The 22,979-nt window shown below is 60.2% G+C and carries 19 protein-coding genes; 9 read left to right on the top strand and 10 right to left on the bottom strand.

Annotated elements, in window-relative coordinates:
* Positions 1-287: 287 nt before the first annotated feature.
* Positions 288-2,171 carry a tetratricopeptide repeat protein gene (locus tag O6760_RS14865; protein WP_269586142.1) on the top strand — a complete coding sequence of 628 codons (1,884 nt, stop codon included), beginning with the start codon at positions 288-290 and terminating at the stop codon, positions 2,169-2,171.
* Between the two features lie 11 nt (positions 2,172-2,182).
* Positions 2,183-4,423 (top strand): peptidoglycan-binding domain-containing protein, encoded by a 2,241-nt coding sequence (locus O6760_RS14860; protein ID WP_269586141.1) that lies wholly within the window; start codon positions 2,183-2,185, stop codon positions 4,421-4,423.
* A gap of 198 nt (positions 4,424-4,621) precedes the next feature.
* On the opposite strand, the gene O6760_RS14855 is transcribed toward O6760_RS14860, so the two are convergent.
* From O6760_RS14855 to O6760_RS14835, 5 genes are all read right to left on the bottom strand, one after another.
* Positions 4,622-4,936: an NIPSNAP family protein gene (locus tag O6760_RS14855; RefSeq protein ID WP_269586140.1), complete on the bottom strand. Its 315-nt coding sequence runs from the start codon at positions 4,934-4,936 to the stop codon at positions 4,622-4,624.
* A 14-nt stretch (positions 4,937-4,950) separates the two neighbouring features.
* On the bottom strand, positions 4,951-5,409 hold the full coding sequence (locus O6760_RS14850) for a GFA family protein (protein ID WP_269586139.1): 459 nt from the start codon (positions 5,407-5,409) through the stop codon (positions 4,951-4,953).
* A gap of 216 nt (positions 5,410-5,625) precedes the next feature.
* The gene (locus tag O6760_RS14845) at positions 5,626-6,654 is read right to left on the bottom strand and encodes a zinc-binding alcohol dehydrogenase family protein (RefSeq protein WP_269586138.1); all 1,029 of its coding nucleotides are present in this window, start codon (positions 6,652-6,654) and stop codon (positions 5,626-5,628) included.
* A 119-nt stretch (positions 6,655-6,773) separates the two neighbouring features.
* Positions 6,774-7,748: a polysaccharide deacetylase family protein gene (locus O6760_RS14840; protein WP_269586137.1), complete on the bottom strand. Its 975-nt coding sequence runs from the start codon at positions 7,746-7,748 to the stop codon at positions 6,774-6,776.
* Between the two features lie 27 nt (positions 7,749-7,775).
* Positions 7,776-8,792, bottom strand: a complete 1,017-nt coding sequence (locus O6760_RS14835) for a zinc-dependent alcohol dehydrogenase family protein (RefSeq protein ID WP_269586136.1) — start codon at positions 8,790-8,792, stop codon at positions 7,776-7,778.
* Between the two features lie 113 nt (positions 8,793-8,905).
* On the opposite strand from O6760_RS14835, the gene O6760_RS14830 reads away from it, so the two are divergent.
* From O6760_RS14830 to O6760_RS14810, 5 genes are all read left to right on the top strand, one after another.
* Positions 8,906-9,856, top strand: a complete 951-nt coding sequence (locus O6760_RS14830; protein ID WP_269586135.1) for a LysR family transcriptional regulator — start codon at positions 8,906-8,908, stop codon at positions 9,854-9,856.
* A 93-nt stretch (positions 9,857-9,949) separates the two neighbouring features.
* Positions 9,950-10,384 carry a carboxymuconolactone decarboxylase family protein gene (locus O6760_RS14825; RefSeq protein WP_269586134.1) on the top strand — a complete coding sequence of 145 codons (435 nt, stop codon included), beginning with the start codon at positions 9,950-9,952 and terminating at the stop codon, positions 10,382-10,384.
* A 355-nt stretch (positions 10,385-10,739) separates the two neighbouring features.
* Complete coding sequence (locus O6760_RS14820; RefSeq protein WP_269586133.1) at positions 10,740-11,120, top strand: hypothetical protein; 381 nt, start codon at positions 10,740-10,742, stop codon at positions 11,118-11,120.
* 5 nt (positions 11,121-11,125) lie between these two features.
* Entirely contained in the window at positions 11,126-11,542 is a 417-nt protein-coding gene (locus tag O6760_RS14815; protein WP_269586132.1) for a hypothetical protein, read from the top strand.
* Positions 11,452-12,531 (top strand): hypothetical protein, encoded by a 1,080-nt coding sequence (locus O6760_RS14810; protein WP_269586131.1) that lies wholly within the window; start codon positions 11,452-11,454, stop codon positions 12,529-12,531. The genes O6760_RS14815 and O6760_RS14810 overlap by 91 nt, the downstream gene beginning before the upstream one ends.
* 66 nt (positions 12,532-12,597) lie before the next feature.
* Here O6760_RS14810 and O6760_RS14805 read toward each other — a convergent pair whose 3' ends face one another.
* Positions 12,598-14,025, bottom strand: a complete 1,428-nt coding sequence (locus O6760_RS14805; protein ID WP_269586130.1) for an MFS transporter — start codon at positions 14,023-14,025, stop codon at positions 12,598-12,600.
* Positions 14,026-14,194: 169 nt separating this feature from the next.
* Positions 14,195-15,112 carry an RNA polymerase sigma factor SigJ gene (gene sigJ / locus O6760_RS14800; protein ID WP_269586129.1) on the bottom strand — a complete coding sequence of 306 codons (918 nt, stop codon included), beginning with the start codon at positions 15,110-15,112 and terminating at the stop codon, positions 14,195-14,197.
* Positions 15,113-15,402: 290 nt separating this feature from the next.
* On the opposite strand from sigJ, the gene O6760_RS14795 reads away from it, so the two are divergent.
* Positions 15,403-16,104, top strand: a complete 702-nt coding sequence (locus tag O6760_RS14795) for a dimethylsulfonioproprionate lyase family protein (protein WP_269586128.1) — start codon at positions 15,403-15,405, stop codon at positions 16,102-16,104.
* A 93-nt stretch (positions 16,105-16,197) separates the two neighbouring features.
* On the opposite strand, the gene O6760_RS14790 is transcribed toward O6760_RS14795, so the two are convergent.
* Genes O6760_RS14790 through O6760_RS14780 form a run of 3 tightly spaced genes read right to left on the bottom strand, consistent with a single transcriptional unit; the run spans position 16,198 to position 20,943 of the window.
* A complete protein-coding gene (locus O6760_RS14790) occupies positions 16,198-17,322 on the bottom strand; it encodes an ABC transporter permease (protein ID WP_269586127.1) in 1,125 nt (374 codons plus the stop codon).
* A gap of 1 nt (position 17,323) precedes the next feature.
* Entirely contained in the window at positions 17,324-20,020 is a 2,697-nt protein-coding gene (gene rbbA / locus O6760_RS14785; protein ID WP_269586126.1) for a ribosome-associated ATPase/putative transporter RbbA, read from the bottom strand.
* Complete coding sequence (locus O6760_RS14780) at positions 20,017-20,943, bottom strand: HlyD family secretion protein (protein ID WP_269586125.1); 927 nt, start codon at positions 20,941-20,943, stop codon at positions 20,017-20,019. The genes rbbA and O6760_RS14780 overlap by 4 nt, the downstream gene beginning before the upstream one ends.
* Before the next feature lie 479 nt (positions 20,944-21,422).
* Here O6760_RS14780 and O6760_RS14775 point away from each other — a divergent pair, with 479 nt between their 5' ends.
* Positions 21,423-22,961 carry a phospholipase D family protein gene (locus tag O6760_RS14775; RefSeq protein WP_269586124.1) on the top strand — a complete coding sequence of 513 codons (1,539 nt, stop codon included), beginning with the start codon at positions 21,423-21,425 and terminating at the stop codon, positions 22,959-22,961.
* The last annotated feature ends 18 nt before the right edge of the window (positions 22,962-22,979 follow it).

Here is a 22,979-nt window from a genome sequence, read left to right as displayed (position 1 = left end):
CCGCCACAGGACCGCCGACGGCCTGATCCAGGTCCAATCGACCCCAGTGTCGGGGGGGGGCAGGTAGAAACCTGATCAAACTCTCAAGGGTTCAAATTGCAATTCCGGTCGCTTGCCAGACTTGCTAACATGCGTCTGTTGGTTCCTTCACAATTCGGAGGCGGTTTGCAAAAGCCCGGGCCATGACGACCATCCGGTACTCCAATCGCGTCAATTGCCGCTCCGAATATGGCGGTCAAAGGCAGGACGCGTGCGCTCAGTCCCCCCTCCCCATTGTAACCAGGCATTTGCAAAATCTCGCAGTCTGTCTGCCTTTTCTCGTTTTCCTGGCGTTTCCCCAACTGGCCACGGCGCAGGACATTATCGATGGCGTCTGCGTCGCGTTCTGCGAAGATTATGTTCCACCGCCCTCCGATGACGACACGATCGTCGAAGACGACTTCTACACGACCCCGCGGGGACACGGCTGGTTTTGCGAGGCCCGCGCACCGGACGGCTCCTGGGGCTGGGGAGAGTCTCCGAGCAAGTCCAATGCGCGAAACTATGCGCTTTCCGAATGCGGCAGACACGCCAGAAACTGCAGCATCACCTTCTGCAGGCAGGGCGGTGGCAAGGGGTATTCGCCGAACAGAAAAACCGGCAAGCCCAACACCGGCAAAGGCAAACTGAAACCGAGCATCAGCCAGCAAAAGAAGATCCGCGAGCAGAAACAACTGTCCGAATGGCGCCGGCGCGCCACGGCAGAAAACAAGAAATGCCTGGCCGCATTTGATGAAAGCTACTGGACGGACGACAGCGTTTCCACGTTGATGCGCCACTGCGCAGCCGCCCTTGAATACTGCAGGAAAGGCCGCGCGGGCTGCAAGGTCCATACCTGGAACCTGAACCGTGCAGAAACCATCAAGGCGGAGCATGAGAAACGGTTTTCGGATGCCGTCAGGCTCTATGACGCCGCCCTCGACCTGTGTGGCCATGACGACGACTGCGCGAATGTCGGGAACTTCAAACAGCTGGCGGGAATGCGTTCCAACCTCCTGAGCAAGAGGGAAACTGCGGAAGGCAAGGCCGAACTGATGAGGCAGGCCGAAGCCAGTGAAGGCCGGATCGCAGATGCGGCCAGATCAAGCCAGGACACGTCGGCAAGCCCGACGAGTTCGGGACTGAACTTCATGGACCCGGTCGCTGTCGTTCCGAGCGCTAAAGCGAATTACCTCCTCGACGCTCTCCAGAGCGGAGATGGCGACTGGGACAAAAGCATTCGTGACCTGGAAGCCGTGCTGGAGATAGACCCCGACAACAGGAGTGCACGCGACGCCCTGATCTATCTGCACGGCCTGCACAAGGGGCAACTGGCGGTATCGAAGCTGAACAATGTGCGCTACCGGCAAGGGGTCGACGCCTGGATGAACGGCGACTACAAGGCCGCCGCCCGTCACCTTGGCGAAAGCTACGCCGCAGACCCCAGTGACTATGGCTCTCTGGAAGCCTATGGTCTCGTTTCCGGACTGGCTCAAACCGAGGCTTATCTCGACTGGTCCCGCGACTGCGGGGCCATCAACTGCCCGCCTCCGGATCCCCTTGCGTATCCGAAGGAATTCGCGTCGATCCTGAACAGTCCGGCCTACCGTTTGCTCGACGAGACTGACCGCAGGAAACTGGCCGACATCCAAGGAATGCCGGGCAAGTCCGGCGCGTCTTTGGAACAAGAGGCGGCGCTCCACTACGTCGAGGGTCTTGGCGCCTGGGACGACTTCAGGCAAAGGGTGCTGGAGCAGGCGGAAAAAACCGAAAACACGGACAGCATGGTCGATGCCTATATCCGCCTGGCGAATGGCGACTACGACGGCGCTCTCGATATCCTGGGCGCGATCTCCTGGGATGATGACGCCGCGACATTCGCCTATTTTCATGCCCGAGGACTGGCGAAGGGCTACGATTCCACTCCATCCTTCCTCACGTCCGGGGACAACGAAACACGCCTCGAAGCCGTCTGGCGCGACCTGCAGGAAACCCGCCTCGCGGCGGAGAACCTCAATCGGCACGACCCGGAGCTTCGCCCGCCATGGCAGGTGATTGGTGAGCGCCTGCGCGCCGAGGAGCGGGACGCCTGGGCTGAGTTTCTGACCGATCCCTTTGCTGCCGGAGCCGATCTGGCGGGGTCACCGCGATAGGAGAACCAGCCATGCGCGCGCTGCCGGTCATTCTCGCTGCATTTTTCCTGGGGCTTGTCACTTCGATCCCGGCAAGGGCGGAATTCAGCGATTGGAAGGCTCTCTACCAAAAAAGCATCGAGGCTGCCCAGAACGGCGATTTCGAAACGGCCATAAAGGGGCTCGATCGCGTCCAGGAAGAGACCGGGCCAAACCCTGCCGTGGTCTTCAATCTGGCCCTGGCAAACGCGAAAGCCGGAAACCTGATCAAGTCGGCGATGCTGTTCCGCCTGTACCTTGTGATGATGCCGGAGGCGCCCAACGCACAGGCCGTCAGAGACGAGATTGCACGGGTCGATCAGGAGATCGCCAAGGGGGAAACGGAACTCTTCAGACGCGCGCTCGCTGCCGCAGCCGAGTTTCCGGACATGCCTGAGGATCCGCAAAGCTTCCAGGATCCAAAGAAAGTGTCACTTTTCAAGTCGATAGAGTGGCGCGCCCGGGAGGTGGGCAACAAGATCATCGTTGAAGAGGCACGCAAACGGGCGCGAGAGGCGGCCGATGCCGTCGGATATGACTACAGCCCGTCGGAACGGGACCATCTGTTCCGCGACAACCTTGACGATGTCGGCGACATCATTGCCATCATCGAAGACCATGAACGATACGAAGACCCGAAGGATTTCTGGAAAAGCCTGCAGGCAGGCGTGATCGACCTGGGGCACTATTTCCCACACATCGCGGGCACCTGGCTTCCGGCTGTTCCTGCCGCGACATTTGCCGACGATGAGTACCGTCGCAACGATCTGGTCCGACTTGCTCTTTCGGCAGGGCGGAACGACCCGTTCGCACGCGAGCAGCGTTGGCACAAGAACATCGTATACCTCACGGAAAATGATCTCAGGGACAAGGTCCTGGACGGCCGGCCACAGTCGGAGTGGAAGGCGCTGGCGGAAGAAATCCTCGCGCACGACCCCGGCAGCCCGGAAGCCTGGGCTGCGCTGTCGTCGTCAAAAAAGGCGCTCAAACATATCCTTGAAACCGGCGGCAATCCGTTCAACCCGCTGGGACAGTGGTATGACACCCTCACCGTCGCCCGCATGTCGCTGATGGTCGGCAACTTTGACGGAATAAGGCGCTCGCGCAATCAGGTCGTGAAACTGTCGGGAAAGGAAAATGATTTTGCAGGCATGACCGACCTGCTCCATCACACCGCCAAGGGCAACATCGGGGCCGCCCTCTCCCAGATCGCCAAACGCGATCACGACTGGGGCGACGGCTGGCAGAACTCGATCGACATTCAATTCGCACGGACGGCGAAGACGGCGGCCGTTTTCCTGATTGAAAAAGGCGCTTTCGAGGATGCACGAAAAATGCTGGCGGAGGGCGTTCTAGCCCGAGAAGTGCCTCCCCTTCTGGCGCGCATTGCCGACAAGCTGGAGGCCGAGGGCAAGACGGGAGAAGCGGACGCCCTCCGGACAGACGCGGAGGATCTCGCGGCAGAAATCCGTGGCAACTGGAAGCCTGCGTCCGACAAACACCTGAAAGCCGTTCAGCGCTGGCAAACCGCGGGCAAGAATTATGGATTTGCGTCCGATAATGTCGGGAGCATCGAACGAAACGTGGCATCAGCGCTCGATACCGAACACTGTTACTCCGACACCAAGGCGGAATGCATCATCAACTCGCTCTATTTCTCGGCCAAGGCCTGGGGTGATGCCAGAATGACCATCCGTTCGCTGGAGAAGATCGATCCGGAAACAGCCGTCTGGCTGGATCCCCAGCAAAGGCTGGCGCTCAAGCACAAGCGCGAGGCAGCTTGGCGGGCGGCTCAGTCCCTCGCCGCCGACTACAAGGCTCAAAACCGCAAGACCGCGCCGGGGCAAAGCCGGCAGGAGGCAGAAGAGGCGGAACGGTTGATGGAGCTTGCCGGAAGTCAGCCGGCAGGAGACCGGGCCGGACGTCTCAAGACCTACACGCGCGCGGCGGACCTCAAAAGCACCGCGGCAATCATTGCGCTGATCGACCTTTACGACCCCGCGCAAGACGATCTGTCCGAGTGGGAGGTCATGGATCACGTGGCAGACGGTCTGGAGCGCGGCGACGAGGTTGTCTACGAGCGTGTCATCTCCGGTTTCAGGACCTGGCCGGAACCGCTGCGAAAGGAGCTGCAATCGCTGTTGCACGATGCCAGCTACTACGACGGCACCATAGACGGGATCATGGGACCGAACACCAGAAGGGCAATCGACGAGTATTTTGGCAAGTCGTGACGGCGTCGGTCTGGCCGGACACCAAGGGACATGCCTTGCGCAGCCAGGGTTGCGGCCGAAGATCCGGCCGGACGCGCCGGATGGGCGCCGGTCTTCTTGCAAGCGCCCGTGCAGGCCGTTTTACCGCCAACTTTCAGGGTCCGCTCGCGCGCTCCGGCTTTTCCCGTCCCGCATTCGCCCCATCGCCGGCAAGCTGTCTTACCCCTTGTCGGGAAGAACCGGCCTCAGAAACTGCCGGTCGTAACGGCGTATGCACCCGGTTCGCCGCGCGAAGTCATAGGCTTCCTGACAATCGGGATCGGACATGCTCCGCTCCCGGTAGTCTTCGTATGCGGCGAGCGAGGGGAAGGAAAACAGGGTCACCGCCAGATCATTCGCGCTTTCATGGGGCAGGAAATAACCGTGATGCGTGCCGCCGAACCTGGCCACCAGGGGCATCCACATCCTTGCGTAGGTTTCGAACTCGGCAACCTTGTCCGGATCGATCTCGTACCGGACGTAACAACTGATCATGGCATATTCCCTGTTTAATCAAAGACCGAGCCGAAGCCGACGTGGCGCGGGGCCGCCGAAACCTGTTCGCTCCATCCCGGCTGCTCCTCGGAAAAGATATTGTCGAGTTCGGCGACCTCGGGTTCCGCGTTCAACGCGCCCGCCGGCACGATGCAGGTGCTGCCATCGCCCGTGACATACGGAAGCGCGCCGCCGCACCGGCTGCAGAAGGCTTTCGTGAAGTCCCGTTCCGGATGGCGGAACTCGCGCACCTGGTCCGCTCCCTCCAGAAACACCAGGGTCTCCGCCCGCCCGAGAAGGTTCGACGCATGCGCCGAACCGGTGGTCTTGCGGCATTGCGCACAATGGCACAGCAGGAGCTTGTCGAACCGGTTCTCGATTTGAAAGCTCACCTGACCGCACAGGCACCCGCCTTGAATGGTCTCAGGTTGCGTGTTCGCACCGGCCGTGTCTGCGGTATCGGATTGGGTCATGATTTTGCTCCTGCCCGCCCTATGGATGATATCCGGCATCCACATGTCGGGTCCTGATGATTGCGTGACAAGGGGACGAACCGAGATTTTCAATCGTATCGCGAGAGCCCCGCTGATGATGAAAGATCGCCCCCGGAAAACCTTGCGCAAAGCCGCACAGGTTGCCTCGGCTGTCCGTGCGGCACAGCAGCGCCAAGTGCCTGTTACCACAGTCCGTCAATTCGGCCTCGACAGTCCGGCCTTGCCGATCATCCTGCCCTGTTCGACCTCGTGATGCGCCCTTGCCAGGGAGGAGACGTCCATCGGACCAAAGGACCGGGTCAGGACATGCCGTATCCTGCCGGACCCGATCAACGCGCTCAGGTCGTCGAGGATGTCGCCTTGCCGGGTCATCGTTTCCGTTTGGAAAAAGGACGGAGTGAACATCAGCTGGTAGTGGATGCTGGCGCTTTTCACCATGAACAGGTCAAGATCGAGCCTGGCCTTCGTGCTGGACAGCAGGCAGACGGCTCCCTCCGGCGCAACAAGATCGCTCATGAGCTGCCAATAGGGAAGATTGTCGCTGCAATTCAGAATGTAGGGAACGACATCCAGTCCCAGATCCCGAAGCTGCTTTTTCAGGTCCCCGCTGTGATCGATGACATGATGGGCTCCCAAATCCAGGCACCAGTCCCTGGAGTGAGGCCTCGATGCGGTGGCAATCACGGTGCACGAAGACAGTTGCCGCGCGAACTGGATGGCCATGGACCCCACCCCCCCCGCTCCGCCGATGATGAGAAGCGCCGGTTGGGCTCCGTGCCGGACCTCCGGTATTTTCAGCTTCTCGAAAAGGGCTTCCCAGGCCGCGAGTGTCGTCAACGGCAGGCTCGCCGCCTGTTCATCCGTCAGGCCCACGGGCTTGTGACCGGTGATACGTTCATCGACGAGCACATATTCCGCATAACACCCGGGCCGGCTGACGTCTCCCGCGGCGATCACCTTGTCGCCGACCGCAAATCTGCCGACATCGCTGCCGGTTGCCACGACCGTCCCGCAGAAATCCCACCCCAGGATCAGCGGGTCCTCGAGACGCCCCTTGACGGCATTGCGATCCTTGACGTCGGTGGGATTGACCGCAATCGCGTCGACACGCACGAGAAGATCCCGCCCCTTAGCCTCCGGGACCGGCCTGTCCACGCGAACAAAGCAGTCGGGGTGGTTTGCCGGGAGGGCCTCGAAGACCGCAAATGCCTTCATCTGGTCCATTGTTGTCATCCTTGAAACTTGAAAGGCGCAACCGGCCGGCCACAACACGCTGCTCGCTGCGGCGGCCGATTGCCTTCGTCCGGAGCCCGGACCTGTTGTTCCGTGAAATCCGCCGGGCTTTAGTTGATCCCCGGCGAGACGTGTTCCGCGACCTGCCGGTGGGTGGCAAACCAGACGCCATCATGGGAGGCGATGTGCTTGAGAAGCTCTTCCAGAATGAAAATTCGGGACCGGCGGCCAATGATCTGCGGGTGCAAGGTGATCGTGTAGCTCGACCCCTCCGCATAGGCCCGGTCGAACTCGTCAACATACATGTCCAGCACATCGCGCGCCGGCGTATGCGCCGGGCTGAGACCGTGCAGAAGCGGCCAGTCATTCAGCAGCCAGCTTACCGGAAGTTCCACCACGTCCAGGGGCTTGCCGGCCGCCACGAGCTGATAGGGATTGTCATCCGCCATCAGGGAACTGTCATAGAGGAGGTCAAGTTCCTGGAGGATTGCCATCGTGTCCGGCGTGACTTGCCACATGGGAGCGCGGTAGCCGACAGGCCGCGTGCCGGTGGCCGCCTCGATGGTGCTCAGGGCCTTGCGGGCGGCAGCGAGTTCGGCTTCCAGGGGAACCGCCTGGCTTGGCGCGTGGATCCAGCCGTGCAGACCGATTTCGTGGATGCCGGGCGCGGTTATCTTGCCGACGATCTCCGGATGGCTCTCGAAATTTGCCCCCGGGATGAAGAAGGACGCCGGAACATCGTACCTGGCCAGTGCTGCAAGCACCCTGTCCAGGCCCGCACGGGCGCCATATTCTCCCTCGGCGTACTGACCCGGCCCCGGGTTGGGCTGCAGACCGACAACATGCGCGGCCTCGAAGTCGGCATCGAAGGAAAACATCACGGCGACTTTCGCTCCGCCCGGCCAGCTTTGCGGCTTGAGCGATTGTCCGGCCCGGACCCCGCCGATCGTCGAATGCAAGGCTTCTCCCGTCAGTTCCCAGGGCGCCACCTGCGTTTCCTGGGCATGGGCCTGTACCGGCATCACGGCAAGTGCCGTGGCGACGAGATACGCATAGGGGTTCACATACGGCAGTGACTTTGCCATCTGGTATTTCCTTTCGGAGTTGGAGATTTACTGGATCTGAAGTGCGATTTTGCCGAAATGGCTCTGCTGCAAGAGCCGCGCATAGGCCTTGCCGGCATCCTCGAACGGAAATGTCTCGGCATCCATGATCGGACGAAGGCGGTTCCTGTCGTAGAATGCAATCACGTCATGCAGCATCTGCGTGTTGCCGACATAAACGCCATCGACCGACAGGGACTTGAACAATATGCTGGTCGGGTCGGCGTGACCGTCGACGCCGGCAAGGACACCGACACACGAAATGCGTCCGCCGAAGGCGGCGGCGTTCATTGACTTCTGGAACGTTTGCGCACCGCCGACCTCAACGATGATATCCGCTCCTTTTCCGTCGGTCAGACGCAGGACTTCCTTGTCCCACTCTTCTGTCTCGCGGTAATTGATCACATGGTCGGCGCCGACCCGGTGCAGCAGCTGCGCCTTTTCCGCGCTTCCCGTTGTCGCAATGACCGTTGCACCCTTTGCCTTTGCGATCTGCAGTGCGAACATGGAAACACCGCCGGTCCCGAGGGTCAGGACCGTGTGTTCTTCCGTTACCGGCCCTTTTTCACACAAGGCATGCCAGGCGGTCACGCCGGCGCAGGGAAACGCTGCGGCTTCGGCATAACTCATTGAATCGGGTATCCTGACCAGCGCTTGTTCCGGCAGACAGACATATTCCGCAAGCATTCCGGTCAGTTCACGTCCAAGCGACTTCTCGTCGCCCGCCGGCTCGCCCGTTTCCCAATCCGGAAAAAAGGACGGGACGACCCTGTCCCCCGGCTGCAGGTTTCGGACACCCGGACCGACGCCGACAACCTTGCCGGCGCCATCCGACAGCGGCACGTAGTCCGCATCGCCGTTGTTCAGCGGCAACCAGCCGAGAGCCAGCACCAGATCCTTGTAGTTGAGCGTGGCCGCCTTGACCTTGACGACCACATCCGTGTCCCCGCGCGGAACCGGAACGGCTCCCTCTCTGAGCTGGAGGTTTTCGATACTTCCGACGGGATCGAGCACATAATAGCGCATGCATCTGCACCTTTCGTTGTTGGTGCGATACAGCTAGCGTCCCCGGTGTTGACAAAAAAGATACGGATTTGTCACTCTTCCGGTTCCAAAAAGTTGACAGCGAGAAACACCCCTTGAACACCAAGCTTCATCTGGTCCGCACCCTGATTGCCGCCGTGGAGGGCGGCAGCATTGCTGCCGGCGCGCGGGCGCTGAACATGACCCGCAGCGCCGCCAGCAAGAACATCGCTTTGCTCGAACAGGCCGTCGGCACGCCCCTTCTCCTGCGCAACACGCGCAGCATCGCCCTGACGGAGGCCGGTGAGATCTATGTCCGGGGCATGCGCACCGTGCTCTCGGAAATCGAAAATGTGGAAAGCGAGGTTTCCGCCTTTTCCGCCGAGCCTGCCGGCGTCCTGACGATTGAGTCATCCGTGCTTTTCGGCCGCTTTTTTCTGACGCCCGTGATCCACCGGTATCTGGAAAAACACCCGAAAATGACCGTGGATCTGCGCCTCAGCGATGGCCGCGCCGATGTGACTTCGGGCGAAGTCGATATCTATTTCCGCAGCGGGCGTATCCGGCACCAGGACATGATCGCGACCAAGCTCATGGACATCCGCTTCAGGACGGTTGCTTCACCGGACTATTTCAAGGATCAGACATTTCCGGACACTGTCGACGACCTTGGCCGGTTCAATTGCCTGAATTTCCGGTTTCCGTCCGATCACTCGGTGTTCCAGTGGCGTTTCAAGACCGACGCGGACATCATCTACCGTCGGTTCACCGGCAATTTCCTGTCGACGGATACCGAGGAAATCCTGAAACTCGTACTGGCCGGTCACGGAATTTCCCAGCTGCCCAACCAGCTCGTGGACCCCTACCTTGCGAGCGGTGATCTCATCGAACTGTTCGAGGAAAAGGTGTTCGTGTCCAACTCGCTGCACATGTGTCTTCAAAGGAGCAGGCGCAACGATGCCAAGCTCCTGAGTTTCCGGACCTTTCTGAAAGACCGTTTGAAGGAAGTCGCCGCTCAGCGCGATGCCGCGACACCGGCAATTGGCGGCTGGCTTCTGCGAGCTTGAACAGCCCTCGCCGGACCAGCTCTCAGCACGTCACCTTTTCAGGGCTTCATTCGTTTCCAGTAGGTCATTCCCAAACCAACGGAGTACGGACTTATGGAAGCTGACACCAAGGCGATCGTTCACGAAACCCAGTTGCCGGACCTGATGACACATCTCGGCCAGACACATGCCCTCATGGCGGAAAAGGGGCTGCCCCCTTCCCTCTCGCATCTCATCGAGCTGCGGATCTCCCAGATCAACGAATGCGCCTACTGCGTGAAGATGCATAGCCGCGACGCCAGACGGGATGGCGAGACCAGTGAGCGTCTGGACCGGTTGGCGGCGTGGAAACATGTTTCCGATTTCAGCGCAGCGGAAAAGGCCGCCTTTGCCTGGGCCGAGGCACTGACCTATCTGGACCGCGATGCGGATTACGCCTCTTTGAGGGGCAATCTGCGCAAGCACTATTCCGACGAAATGATCTCCCTCATGACGACCTGTGTCGGCATGATCAACCTCTGGAATCGCGTCCAGATCTCGAAATACTAAAGAGAGAGGCAGCGCCATCCGGCGCTGCTGATGCGGGTTGTTCATTCCATCGATCCTGAAGCTGATTAGGTTTGGTCACCAACCAGTCTCAGATCTTCAATGCGAGTGAACAACCTTTTTGGATTCCACACCTAGCCCCGTGACCGAAATCTCGAAGATTGTTGAAGGCTGCGAGCGTCGTCCAGCTGGCCAGCCCCCGAGCAGCAGGATGTAGGTAAGGTCGTGAACAGGGTAAGTAGTCATGACTTATGCAACACCTTGTTTCTGAGTTCTAGCCAGCCTTCGACATTGACATGAAATAACAAAATCCCTTTTATGATCTAAGTTGTATTTCCAAAAAATACTCGACACAGACATGCTCAAATTAACTGCAGTTTTTTCATCATTCCTAGCGTTCACCTTTCTTCTTGGCTGTTCACAAGATGATAACTCATATGTAAAAATGGAGAATTTTACTGTAGGAAGCAAGCCTTTTTCCAATAAAAATTTAGACAGAGTATGTATCTATCCAGACGGAACAAAGCTTCCAAAGAATACAGGAACAGATTCAACTGCTCCTTATGGAAAAATAACAATTATTGAGCATAAAAACGAGGATATTGTCGTAACGTTTGCAGACAACGACGTACTAAATCACGACTACCCCATAAAACTTGGAACGCCACACTGCTTTGAAAGGCCGGACGATATCGTCGTAAAGCAAGGCGATGGGATCCTATTGTTAGCAACGGATTAAGAGAAATGGCGGATGAAAATGACATTTCACCTCACCACGGATGGGATGACCACAGGGAACAAAACGAATTTTATACGCAGCGAATGAAGGAAGCGCTTCTTGAAGCGAATATTGTCGTTACTGCAGCCGAAATGAATGCAGTTAAACACGCAGCAGTATCTGCCATTGTCGCCGATGTAAAAGGACAAAATACTGCGTGGGGCGCAGGGCATGATCTGGAAATATACACTATGTATAGTGATGATTATCAAAAAGATTTGTTAAACAATTTTCTCGGGCGTGAAATACAAAAGCATATCCCGACATGGCTGCTACAGAATACTACCAAGCGATGGCTCAGCTTGCTAAAAGCGGATATTTGCATATTTCACCAAGAACTCTTGAAGAAGAATACTACAATATTTTTCTTCAACGAGCTTTAACTCAGATTGATGAACGCGGCCTTCTGACAAAAAAATTAGAGAAATGCTTCCTCGCAGGCACAATGGTTGACATGTGGCCAGTTGAGGCGGGTTTGAAGCCGGCGGCAGACGGCCTGTATGACGAGGAAGAAGTCCGGGCGAAGATCTGGCAGAAACCAATTGAAGAAGTGACTGCGAACGATTGGGTGCTGTCATTCGACCAGGACGGCAACCTAAAACCTGGACGGGTTAAGAAGACCTTCGAGAACGAAGCCAAAAACATCCTGGATTTCCATGGCACGTTCGTTACCCCGGCACACGTCTATTACTGCGCTGGCGGTACGTACGAGGGCAAGTTTGTCCCGCTCATCGACATTCTGCGGGATGATGGTGTTGTCCAGCATGCGGATGGCTCACTCATCAGAGCATCCACCGGCTGCGAGGTTGGCTCTGAAGACGACAAGCCGCTCTGGGCGTTCATGCTGTATGAAGACAAAAATGGCATGGAGCGAGTCCGCGAAAAGAGGCAATTGCGTCTGGGTACGCGCTGGATGATGCCAAACGGCAAACACTTTTCCATGCGCGAATATATGGAAGGCTGCGGCATCGAGCTTGTCGAGTCCGGCGAGCTTGAAGGCTATGTGCGTTTCAAGAAAACAGGTCTGACAACGGTGTTTGCGTGGACGCTTTCTGACACGCTGCCAAATCCGGAAGACTTTGTGCTGAGACGATCACAGACAACGCTTGAGGATATTTACAGGGCCTCGGAGTGGGAGAGCGTCCATCCGCAAATGCCTGCGCCTGTGACAATGGATAGCGGGCCGGTTCAACCGCTCTCCGTTCAGCAGTTCGACGACATGCCCCGGAACAATCCGATTGGTTTTCAGAACAACTCCCCCTCAAGTGAATTGAAGCTGAACCGGAAGGCCCGCAAGGCGGAAGCGGCCCGGCAACGGAAGATCAAGAAATCCCGCCAGAAGGCGGACAAGGCCATGGGCACGCTGCACTGATTGATGATCGCGATGACGGTGGGCACATTGCCCGCCGTTCATCATAGCGTGTGCATAGGTCATGATTTATCGCTCCGGTCGGATTGTGGAGGGGGGCAGGGCACGAAAGGCAAAGAAAAACGCGGTGGCCGGCGCGCCAAGGAACACGAGGCACATCCAGAAGGCAGCGGATGAGATGCCCTGCAGTCCACCCGGTTCGACCAGGCCGGTTGCATTGACGACGAGGCCGACCAGTGCCGACCCCACAGCGGTCGCAAAGAGCTGCACGGTGGTGATCGCCCCGGCGGCAAGGTCTCCCTCTCCGGTTGGCGAGGCCTTGTAGATACGTGTCGTCAGATGCGGCCAGCAAAAGCCGATGCCGAACCCGACCAGCGTCAGTCCGAGGCATACGGCCAGCAAGGCGGGCAGCGCGCCTTCATGGCTTGGCAGCGGGCCAAGCTGGATTGCCAGTCCGAGGAAGCTGAAGAAAGCCCCTTGAAGGATCGTGTTTTGAGCGCGCTTGCCCGTAAAGCCGGCGGATACTGCCGAGCCGAGCGTCCACCCCAATGCCATCAACGCGCCCATATAGCCGGCCGCCAGCGGCGTCTGGCCATGCAGGTGCTGCAGGAAAAAGGGAATGAAAGCCTCCGGCTGCATGCCGATCATCAGGAACCCGACGCACAGGTACAACGCACCGAGTTCGGAGGAAAACTTGAGTGCGCCGCTTGGCAGAAGCCGGGCCGACGAGCGCTTTTCCGCATAGGCCGCCACGCCCATGAACACCAGGCAGGCAAGCAAGGTCGTCAGGAGATTTTCCGGACTTGGCGACAGGCTGGCCAGGGAGACGGTGACGACAGTCGCCACCATCAGCAGCAACTGGAGTGCGGGAACCGGCGCCTGGACCTCCCTGCGACCGGTGTCATTGTCCAGATTCGCCGCGCTCAGCAATGCAAACAGGAACGTTGCCGGAAGCAGTGAAAAGAAGGCGAGCCGCCACTGGCCGATCTCGGCAAAGAAGCCACCCAGAGCCGGTCCGAGCAGTGTCGCGACACCCCACATCAAGGTGATCAGGCCGATGGCGATCGGCCAGAGCCGTTCCGGGTAGACCGCCCGGATGACGGTATAGGCGAGCGCGTAAAGCAGCCCGCCGCCCGCGCCCTGAACGGCTCGTCCGGCATTCAGGACACCAATGGTGTCGGCGGCACCGCACAGGAGTGTTCCGGCCGAGAAGATGCCGAAAGCAACGAGATAGGCATGTCTGGAACCGACGGCATTTTTCAGCCTGGAGGTCAGGGCCGCGCTGACAATGGAGGCGACAACGAACAGCGTGGTGCTCCAGGCGTAATAGGTCAGCCCGCCGATCTCCTTCACGACCGAGGGAAGGATCGTCGTCGATACAAAGACATTCAGAGCGTGCAGAACAACCCCTCCCCCCAGGATGACGGAGAAGGGAAGATGCTCTCGAGCCGCAAGATCCAGCCACCTGGGTGGCTGTGCTCCGGTTTCGGTTTTCATTGGGAAGTCTTCCTTCTGGCAAGAAACGTTCTGGTTCGGTCCTAGAACGATTGACCAGGCCAGAAGGTGACCAGGGCGGACAACAATTTGACCGGTCCCGGTCGTGGCAGAAGGAACCTGCGGGCCACCGGAAAGGCGTTGCCGCAGTCAGGCCCGGATCGCTCCGGCCTCAATTGACCCGGAGATCTCCGGTGCGCGTCAGCGTGAAACTTTGTGACAGGAACCGCGCGATTTTACCGGGATGCCGGACAACAAAGATGTGGGCGATCTTGCCGTCCTGATCGAAGCCGAAGGTCACGATTGCATGATTGTCCCTGCCCTCCCGGAGGAGGAGTCCAAGGCCGCTGTTCGTGGCGACGACCGTCATCGTCATCGCATGCCAGGCGCCCTGCAAGACATCGCCGATGAAGGACATCACGGAGGAACGTCCAATTACCGGATCTCTTGCAGCGGTGACGCTGCCACCGCTGTCGGCACGGAAATCGACATCCTCGCTGAGCGCCGCAGCCAGGTCTTCCAGCTCGCCTGTGCGCACGGCCGTTTCGAACAGGTGCAGGAACTGCTTCTGCTGTTCCCGGCTCGGCGAAAACCTGACATTTTCACGCGAAACCATCTTTCGCGCACGGGACGCCAGCTTCCTGCAATTCAACTCGTTGATCTGCAGGGTGTCGGCAATGTCCTTGAACGGAACTCCAAATATGTCGTGGAGGAGATAGGCTGCCCGCTCTTTCGGGGTCAGCCGTTCAAGCAGCAGCAGGAAGGCAGTTGTCAGGCTCGAGGCGATATCAATCTGTTCATCCAGATCAGGTGCGTGCTGGACAAGCAACTGGTCCGGCAACCAGGGCCCCACATATTCGGTCCTTTGGACGCGCGCCGAGCCGAGGATGTCCAGACACCTGTTGGTGCAGACCGTCACCAGCCAGCCATCGGGTTCGGCGATCTTCGAATGGTCCGCGACAAGCCATTTCGCGGCAGTGTCCTGCACGACGTCTTCCGCGTCTGCTGATGACCCGAGCAATCTGTAGGCAATGCCCATGAGGCGCGGCCGCGCTGTTTCAAACGTCTTCTGTTTCGCAACAAGATCCATGCCGGTTCGTCCCAGGAAGTGAAGCTCTGCCGTAAAGACGAAACAAAAGCCCCGATCGTGACATCTCAGCGGAAAAAGAATGCGTCTCGGGTGGCATTTGCAACCTTCGGCCCCTACCTGTGGCGATCCCTGCAGTTTTTTCTATTTGCCGCAATGCAGGCGAAGTCACATTCCGACGATCCCGATCGTCTAATCGCTGACCGGTCGCCACCGGCCCTCCTCCTACTACCGAGGCATGAATGAACAACGTCCCTGACACCGCTCAACCGCCAAGGAACGAAGGTGACTGCGTGAATATTCGCCATTCCGAACGTACCCTGAAGGTCCTGACCGAACTCGCCCGCGTCACTGCAATCCACCTCCGCGGCATGTCAGGGGGCACCGATCCCGATCGCAATCTCGCCAGGCAGATGGCGCACGATCTCGAGAAGGCGCTTGGCGATCTGCACGCGCGCGCACTCGGCGGCAGACGTTCGGTACGCGGCCTCCGCTTCGCACCGCAGGTTTTTTCCCACCCTGCAGCCAGCGGCATGCAGGACCTTCACGACGCGGCCCTGGATGCGTTTTCCTGTGTGAACTGGACCGAGTTCTATGACGAGGATGACTGGAGCCGCCCCTTCCTGTCGGCCTTTGCCAACGGGGAAGGCATCGGGCCGGACGGCGTGCTCCAGAACAGCGAGGTCATCCTCGGACTTTTCCTCCAGGGACCGGACACGACTTACCCTGTCCATGCCCATCCGGCCACTGAGTTTTACATTCCGGTGACCGGGCAGGCAGAGTTTCAGGTCGGAGACGACCGGCCATTTGTCCTCAAACGCCCCGGCGACATCTCGCTGCACCACCGGAACGACATGCACTCGATACGGACCGGAGAACAGCCGTTGTTTGCCGTGTTCGGCTGGTTTGGCGAAATCTCCAAGCCGAGCTGGTACCTGCCGGATACTCCGGAAGACGTCACGGAGAAAAGATACCCGACGATTGCAAAAGGCTGATGCCGGAAGAAAGCGGAGCGATGTCCCGGCTGGTGGCCGGGCCTTCCAGGAGGCTGCTTTAGGGAGCACAGGCACGCTGACGGCGATGGACGCTTACCGGTCCTGCGCGACCGACCGGCGGAACAGAAGCAGGCTGACCGACAAGAGCGCGGCGCCGAGCAGCGCCATCGCCAGGAACTCGGGCCAGACCGTCTCGATCCCCGCTCCCTTGTAGACGATCGCCTGGCTGCACGACATGAAATGACGCGACGGCAGGATCAGCGTCGCGACCTGAAGCCAGGCCGGCTGGCCCTCGATCGGGGTTTCCCCGCCGGACAGCATGAGCATCGGCAGCACCGTCAGCATCACCAGCAGCGCGAATTGCGCCATCGACCGGGCCAGTGTCGCCAGGAAGACCCCGAGGGCTGTCGCGGTGAAGAGAAAGAGCGCCGTACTGGCCAGGAACAACATCCTCGACCCCGCGATGGCAACGCCGAGAAATCCTTCCAGCACGAAGGTCAGGGCGACCACCGTGGCCACGAGCACCACGGCGGCATTCGCCCAGATCTTGGCGGCCGCGATGTCGAAGGGCGCGATCGGCATGGCGAGCAGGTGCTCGATCGTCCCGTGCTCGCGTTCGCGGATCATGGCCGCGCCCGTCAGGATGGTCGTCAGCCACATGATCTGGCCGATGAGCGAGACGATGCTTGCGAACTGCACCGTGTCACCGTTCGGATTGAACGCGGTGTGGATCACGAGGTTGATGGGCTCGTGCTGCACGAGATCGGCGCCGATCGCGAACCGGCGGATCTCCGCACCCAGGATATTCGTTATGTAGCTCGACCCGATGCCGGCCTGCTCCATCGCGGTGGCATCGATCAGCACCTGGATCTCGGGGGCGTGCCCCGCACGGACGTCTTTCTCGAAGCCGGGCGGCACCGACACGACAAAGAGAAACCGGCCGGCGTCCATTTGCGCGGCGCCACTGCCGGGCTCGATCTGGATAACGGGCTGGAATTCGGGTGGGAAAAACGCGGCCGCAAGCGAGCGCGAAAGCGGCGAGTTGTCCTCGTCGGCAAAGGCGATCGACGCGTTGTTGACCGACGTCGACACCCCGGTCGCCTCCATGACCGGCGCGAGGGAGAACGAATAGACCAGCAGCGCCATCATGACCCAGTCGCGCCGGAGGCTCATGATTTCCTTGAGGCCCAGCCAGAAAATGCGCCGCGCCCTGTGCATCTCAACGCTCCTGTGCGCGCAGCAGGAGCGCTGCCATCAGGGTGAACGCCGGTCCGAAACAGGCAAGCGCCAGAATGTCGGGCAGGAGCGCATTCCAGTCGAGCCCCTTGGTAAAGGCGCCCACGTTCAGATGCAGGAAATAGGAAGACGGCCAGAGCGAGCCGATGGTCTGGGCGGCGGGCTCCAGGGTGGAAACCGGCTGCAGCAGGCCGGAGAACTGAATGGTCGGCACGATGGACGCGATGGCGGTGGCAAAGACGGCGGCGACCTGGCTGGACGTCAGGGTGGCGATCAGCAGCCCGAAGGATGTCGTCGCCCAGACGTAAAGAAACGCACCGATGGCCAGCGGCACCGGATTGCCCTTCAGGGGCACGCCGAAGACGACGATGGTCATCGCCGAGAGCAGGAGGAAATTTGCGAAAGCAATCACGACATAGGGCGCCTGCTTGCCGATCAGGAATTCCAGCCTGGTCGTCGGTGTGACGTAGAAATTCGTGACCGACCCGAGTTCGCGCTCGCGCGCAACGCTGACCGCCGTGAGGATTGCAGGCAGCATGATGAGCAAGATCGCGGGCATGCCAGGGGCCATGGCGGCAATGCTCTCGAAACTCTGGTTATAGCGGAAACGGGGTTCGATCCGCGCAAGCTGCACCTGCCTCTCCCCTGTCTCGCGCGCAAAAACATCGAGGAAGCTTCGGTGCAGTCCGGCAACGTACCCCGCCACCGTTTCCCCCTTGAAGGGAACGGCTCCATCGACCGTCGTCAGCACCTCGGTCTGCTCGCCCGCGCGCAGCTTGCGTCCGAATTCCGGTGGCAGCTCGACGATGACGGCAGCGGTGCCGTCGGTGAGGCGGCGATGGCCCTCTTCGACCGAGGAGAGCGGCGGCGTGGGCCTGAAGTAGCGTGAGCCTTCGATCTCGGAAACATAGGCGCGGCTCTCCGGTCCCTGCGACAGGTCCAGCACCGCAAAATCCAGCTCCTCGATATCAAGCGAAATGCCGAAGCAGAACACCAGCATCAGGAGCGCCGAGCCGAGGAACGCGAAGGCGAGCCGGACCGGGTCGCGCAGCACTTCGACGGTTTCGCGACGGGCATAGGCCGCAATCCGTCCGAGACCGCCACCCGACCGGGCGCTTCCTGTCCTGGCAGGCACATCCGGCGCGATGACGGGAGCCGGCGGCTCCTCTGCCTCGAGTGCCGCGATGAAGGCTTCTTCCAGGCTCTCCACGTCTGCATCCGACGCCAGCTCGGAGGGCGCGCCCATGGCAAGGACACGGCCCGCATGCATGAGCGAGACCCGATCACAGCGTTCCGCCTCCGTCATGAAATGCGTCGACACAAAGATTGTCACGCCGTCACGCCTCGACAGTTCGATCAGCAATGCCCAGAAGGCGTCACGTGCCTCCGGATCCACGCCGGATGTCGGCTCGTCAAGGATCAGCACGCGCGGGCGATGGAGCACCGCGACGGCAAGCGACAGGCGCTGCTTGATGCCGAGCGGCAAGGCATCGGCAAGGGTGTCGAGATGCGCTTCAAGCCCGAAACGGTCGGTCAGCTCGGCGATGCGTTCATCCTTGTCCGCGAGCTCGAAGATCCTTGCGTGAAGACGCAGGTTCTGGCGCACCGTCAGCTCGCCGTAGAGCGAAAAGGCCTGGCTCATGTAGCCGATGTCCCGCCGTGTTTCACTCTTGCCGGCGTCGACCGGCTTGCCGAACAGCCGCGCTTCGCCCCCGCTCGCCGGAAGGAGGCCGGTCAGCATCTTCATCGTTGTCGACTTGCCGCAGCCGTTAGACCCCAGGAACCCGAAGATTTCGCCCTTGTGGATCGCGAAATCGACCCTGTCGACGGCGGTGAAGTCGCCGAAGCGCCGCGTGAGATCCCGTGCGACAATGACCGGCGGGGCACCATCCTCGGGAAGCGGCGGAACGGTGACAGGCCGCTCCGATGCGCCGGTCTCGCGCAACCCCCGATACGCGGCCTCGAGGGTTTCCGCCTCGCCCTTGAGAGCGGCCGGGCTGCCTTCGAAGAGCGCGCGTCCTGCATCCATGGCAACGATCCAGTCGAACTGTTCCGCTTCCTCCATGTAGGCCGTGGAGACCAGAACGCTGAGGCCGGGACTGTGTGCCCTGATCGCGTCCATCAGCGCCCAGAATTGCCTGCGCGAGAGCGGGTCCACGCCGGTGGTCGGTTCGTCCAGAACGAGCAGTTTTGGATCGTGGATCAATGCGCAGCAGAGGCCGAGCTTCTGCTTCATGCCTCCCGAAAGCTTGCCCATGAGCCTGTCCTCGAAGGGAGCGAGGCCTGTCGCCGACAAGAGCGCCGCAATGCGCACGTCGCGTTCTTCAGCGCCCTGACCGAAGAGACGCGAAAAAAACTCCAGATTCTCACGAACCGACAGCTCGGAATAGAGGTTCCTGCCGAGCCCTTGCGGCATGAAGGCGATGGCCGGGCAGACGCGGCGCCGGTGCGCCGGATCCGCGATCGGGCCGCCCAGAACATCGATCTCTCCGGCCTGCAGCGCCTTTGCCCCGGCCAGCAATCCAAGCAAGGTCGATTTCCCGACGCCGTCCGGCCCGATGAGCCCGACAAGGCGTCCCGCGGGCAGCTCAAGCGACAGGTCATCCAGCGCCACGCGCCTGCCATACCGATGCGTCACGGCGGCAATTCGAATGGGCGGGGCTTTCGCACCGCTTGTCATTCGAACAGCTCGGGCGGAATGCGCCGGTCCAATGCCTCGGGCCAGACGGCATTGCCATCCACACGCACGACAGCGATCCCGCGCAGGCCGGTTTTCACATGTTGGATCCGTCCGGCGACAAGGTCCGGCGGTATGCGGACGCGAACGCGGAAGACGAGCTTTTCGCGCTCCTCAAGCGTTTCAACCTGCTTGGGCGTGAACTGGGCTTCGGGAGAAACGAAGGTCACCGCGGCGGGGATTGCGTAATCGGGCAACACGTCGAGCACGATCCGCGCCTCGGCGCCGATCGGCAGGAGCCCGGCATCGCGTGCCGGCAGGAACACGTCCATGTAGACGTTTTCCAGGCTGAGGAGCGTCAGGATCGGCCCGCCCGCCTGGACCACTTCGCCCGGTTCCGCCAGGCGATAGAGCACGCGCCCCGGCTGCGGGGCAAAGAGCTTGCTGTCGCTGATCTGGGTTGCGATCCGGCGGGCCTCGGCTTCCGCTGCGGCGATCTGGCTTTCGCCGGTTGCCACCCGCGCCTTGGCGGCGCCCAGCACCGCTTCGGCCACGTGAACCGCGGTTTCCCGCTCGTCGAAGATGGCCTGGGAAATGTGTTCGCTCACCAGCAGCGTTCGCGCACGCTCAAGTTCATGTTTGGTGAGACGGAGTTCGCTCTGACGCTGCAGGACGACGGCTTCGGCCTCGGCCTTCGTCTGGCGTGCCAGCGCAACCTCGGCTTTCGCCCGGTCGAGGGCCGCCTTGAGCTCGTCCGTATCCATCTCGACGAGCACGGCGTCCTTTTCGACGAGGCTGCCCTCGGCAGCCAGCACCTGGTCGACACGTCCCGCAATCTTTGGCGCGATCTCGACCTGCTCGGCCTCAAGCCGCCCGTTGCCCTGAACGAAGCCCGCGGGCAGGCCATTGCGGTCTTGCAGTATCACAAGATATGCAAGACTACCCCCGAGGATGAGGAGGACAGCTGCCGCAAGCGCAATAAGGGTGCCTTTCATATCGGAGCCCGTCGGGTTCTTGAAAACGTTTCTCACCCTGGCCGATATGACAGGGATTGACATTGCGTTGCATCAAGATGCCGCCGTCGCGTTTGGGTGGCAGGCCGCAGCATCTTTCCGTCTATTAACCAGGCTCCGCAAATTGCCCGGCTCAGCCGCGCGGAGCAAGATCCGCACGCTCTGATTGGCGAAAAATTCCGCGACACCAGCTCGAATGGCACTCCGGCACTTGATTGGCTATGATCGACACCCCGGGGCCGGAATGGCCGGAAAAATCAAGGCTTCTCCGGCGCGCATCGGTCTGTGACGCGATGACAGAACCGATGCGGCTCATGCACCGTAGATGAACAGGAACCGCTCTTGCGGGTTTGAGCCGAGGGAAGGCATTGCTCAGGAAACGAACTCTATTCATGCGCAGATCCGTTCATGTCCACATTTGCCTTGTCTTGTTCCCGGTGCTGTTCCTGGCAGCCTGCGCCTCGCTGAATCCGGACTATCCCCGTTCCCGGACGGTTTCCTTCTCCAGCTACGAGAACAGCTATCTTGGCCGCCTTTATCTGCGCGATGAAATCAACCATCCGGGACGGTCGGGTGTTTCACTGGTCAGAACCGGACGCAATGCCTTTGCCATTCGCATTGCAATGACCGAACTGGCGGAACACAGCCTCGACCTTCAATATTACATCTGGGATGCGGACCAGAGCGGTCGCATTCTCGCCCGGGCCCTTCTCAGGAGCGCGGACCGGGGCGTACGTGTGCGCCTGCTGATAGATGACCTGAATGTCGGCGGGCGCGACAAAATCCTGGCAAGCCTGGATGCACATCCGAACATTGAAATCAGGCTGTTCAATCCTTTTGCCCGGCGCAAGGCGCGTGTGTTCAACCTGATAGGAGATTTTGACCGGCTGAACCACCGGATGCACAACAAGCTGATGGTCGCCGACAATGCGCTGGCCCTGCTCGGCGGGCGCAACATCGGCGATCATTACTTCGATGTCTCGGAGGATTCGAACTACCGGGATCTCGATATCGCCGCGGCAGGGCCCGTCGTGCGCGATGCCTCGAGGGTCTTCGACTATTTCTGGAACAAGGAGTGGTCGGTTCCCGTCGGCGCCACCGTGACCAAGACGTTTGACGACAACAATCTGCAATTCGCTCGTGACCGGCTCGAACAGACCATAAATGCCGAAGGCTACCCCTATCCCGTGAACCGGAAAGTCGCGGAAATTCGCCGGACCATGTCTTCCCTGAAAAACGACTTCACCTGGGCCCCGACCCATGTTGTCTGGGACGACCCGGCGGATTTCATTTCCAGCGAGAGCGGGGGAAGGATCCTGAGTGCCCTGTCGGGCAAGCTGGATCGTCTTGAAAGCGAGCTTGTGATGGAGAACGCCTACTTCGTCCCCACGCAAGCCGGCGCCGACAGGCTGAAGGAACTCAGCGAGCGTGGTGTCGATGTTCGCATTCTCACCAACTCGCTGGCCTCGAACGACGTGGTTGCCGTTCATGCGGGTTACTCCAGATACCGCAAGGAATTGCTGGAGGCGGGCATTGGACTCTACGAGGTCAGGGCGGACTCGGCGAAGGTCCAGCAGACCTTCATTTCGACCGAGTCGAAGGCCGGGTTGCACACCAAGGCCGCGGTCTTCGACGGCAATTCCCTGTTTGTCGGCAGCTTCAACCTCGACCCGCGCTCGGCCAACCTCAACACCGAGATCGGCCTTTATGTCGAAAGCCGTGTCCTGGCACGCCAGTTGAAGGCCTTCATGGATGAAGGGGTTTTGCCGGGAAACAGCTATCGGCTCGAACTGGATGAAACCGGCAGGCTGCTCTGGACGACCGAGGAAGACGGTCAGGTCGTGACCTACACATCGGACCCGGGATCGTCGCTGGGGCAGCGCATTTCATCAGGCCTTATCGGCAGTCTTCCGATCGAGGGCCAGTTGTAGCCTAAAAGACGCGTTCCC

It is taken from the genome of Roseibium sp. Sym1 (assembly GCF_027359675.1).
Classification (GTDB): domain Bacteria; phylum Pseudomonadota; class Alphaproteobacteria; order Rhizobiales; family Stappiaceae; genus Roseibium.
This window is presented reverse-complemented; position numbering and strand designations above follow the sequence as displayed.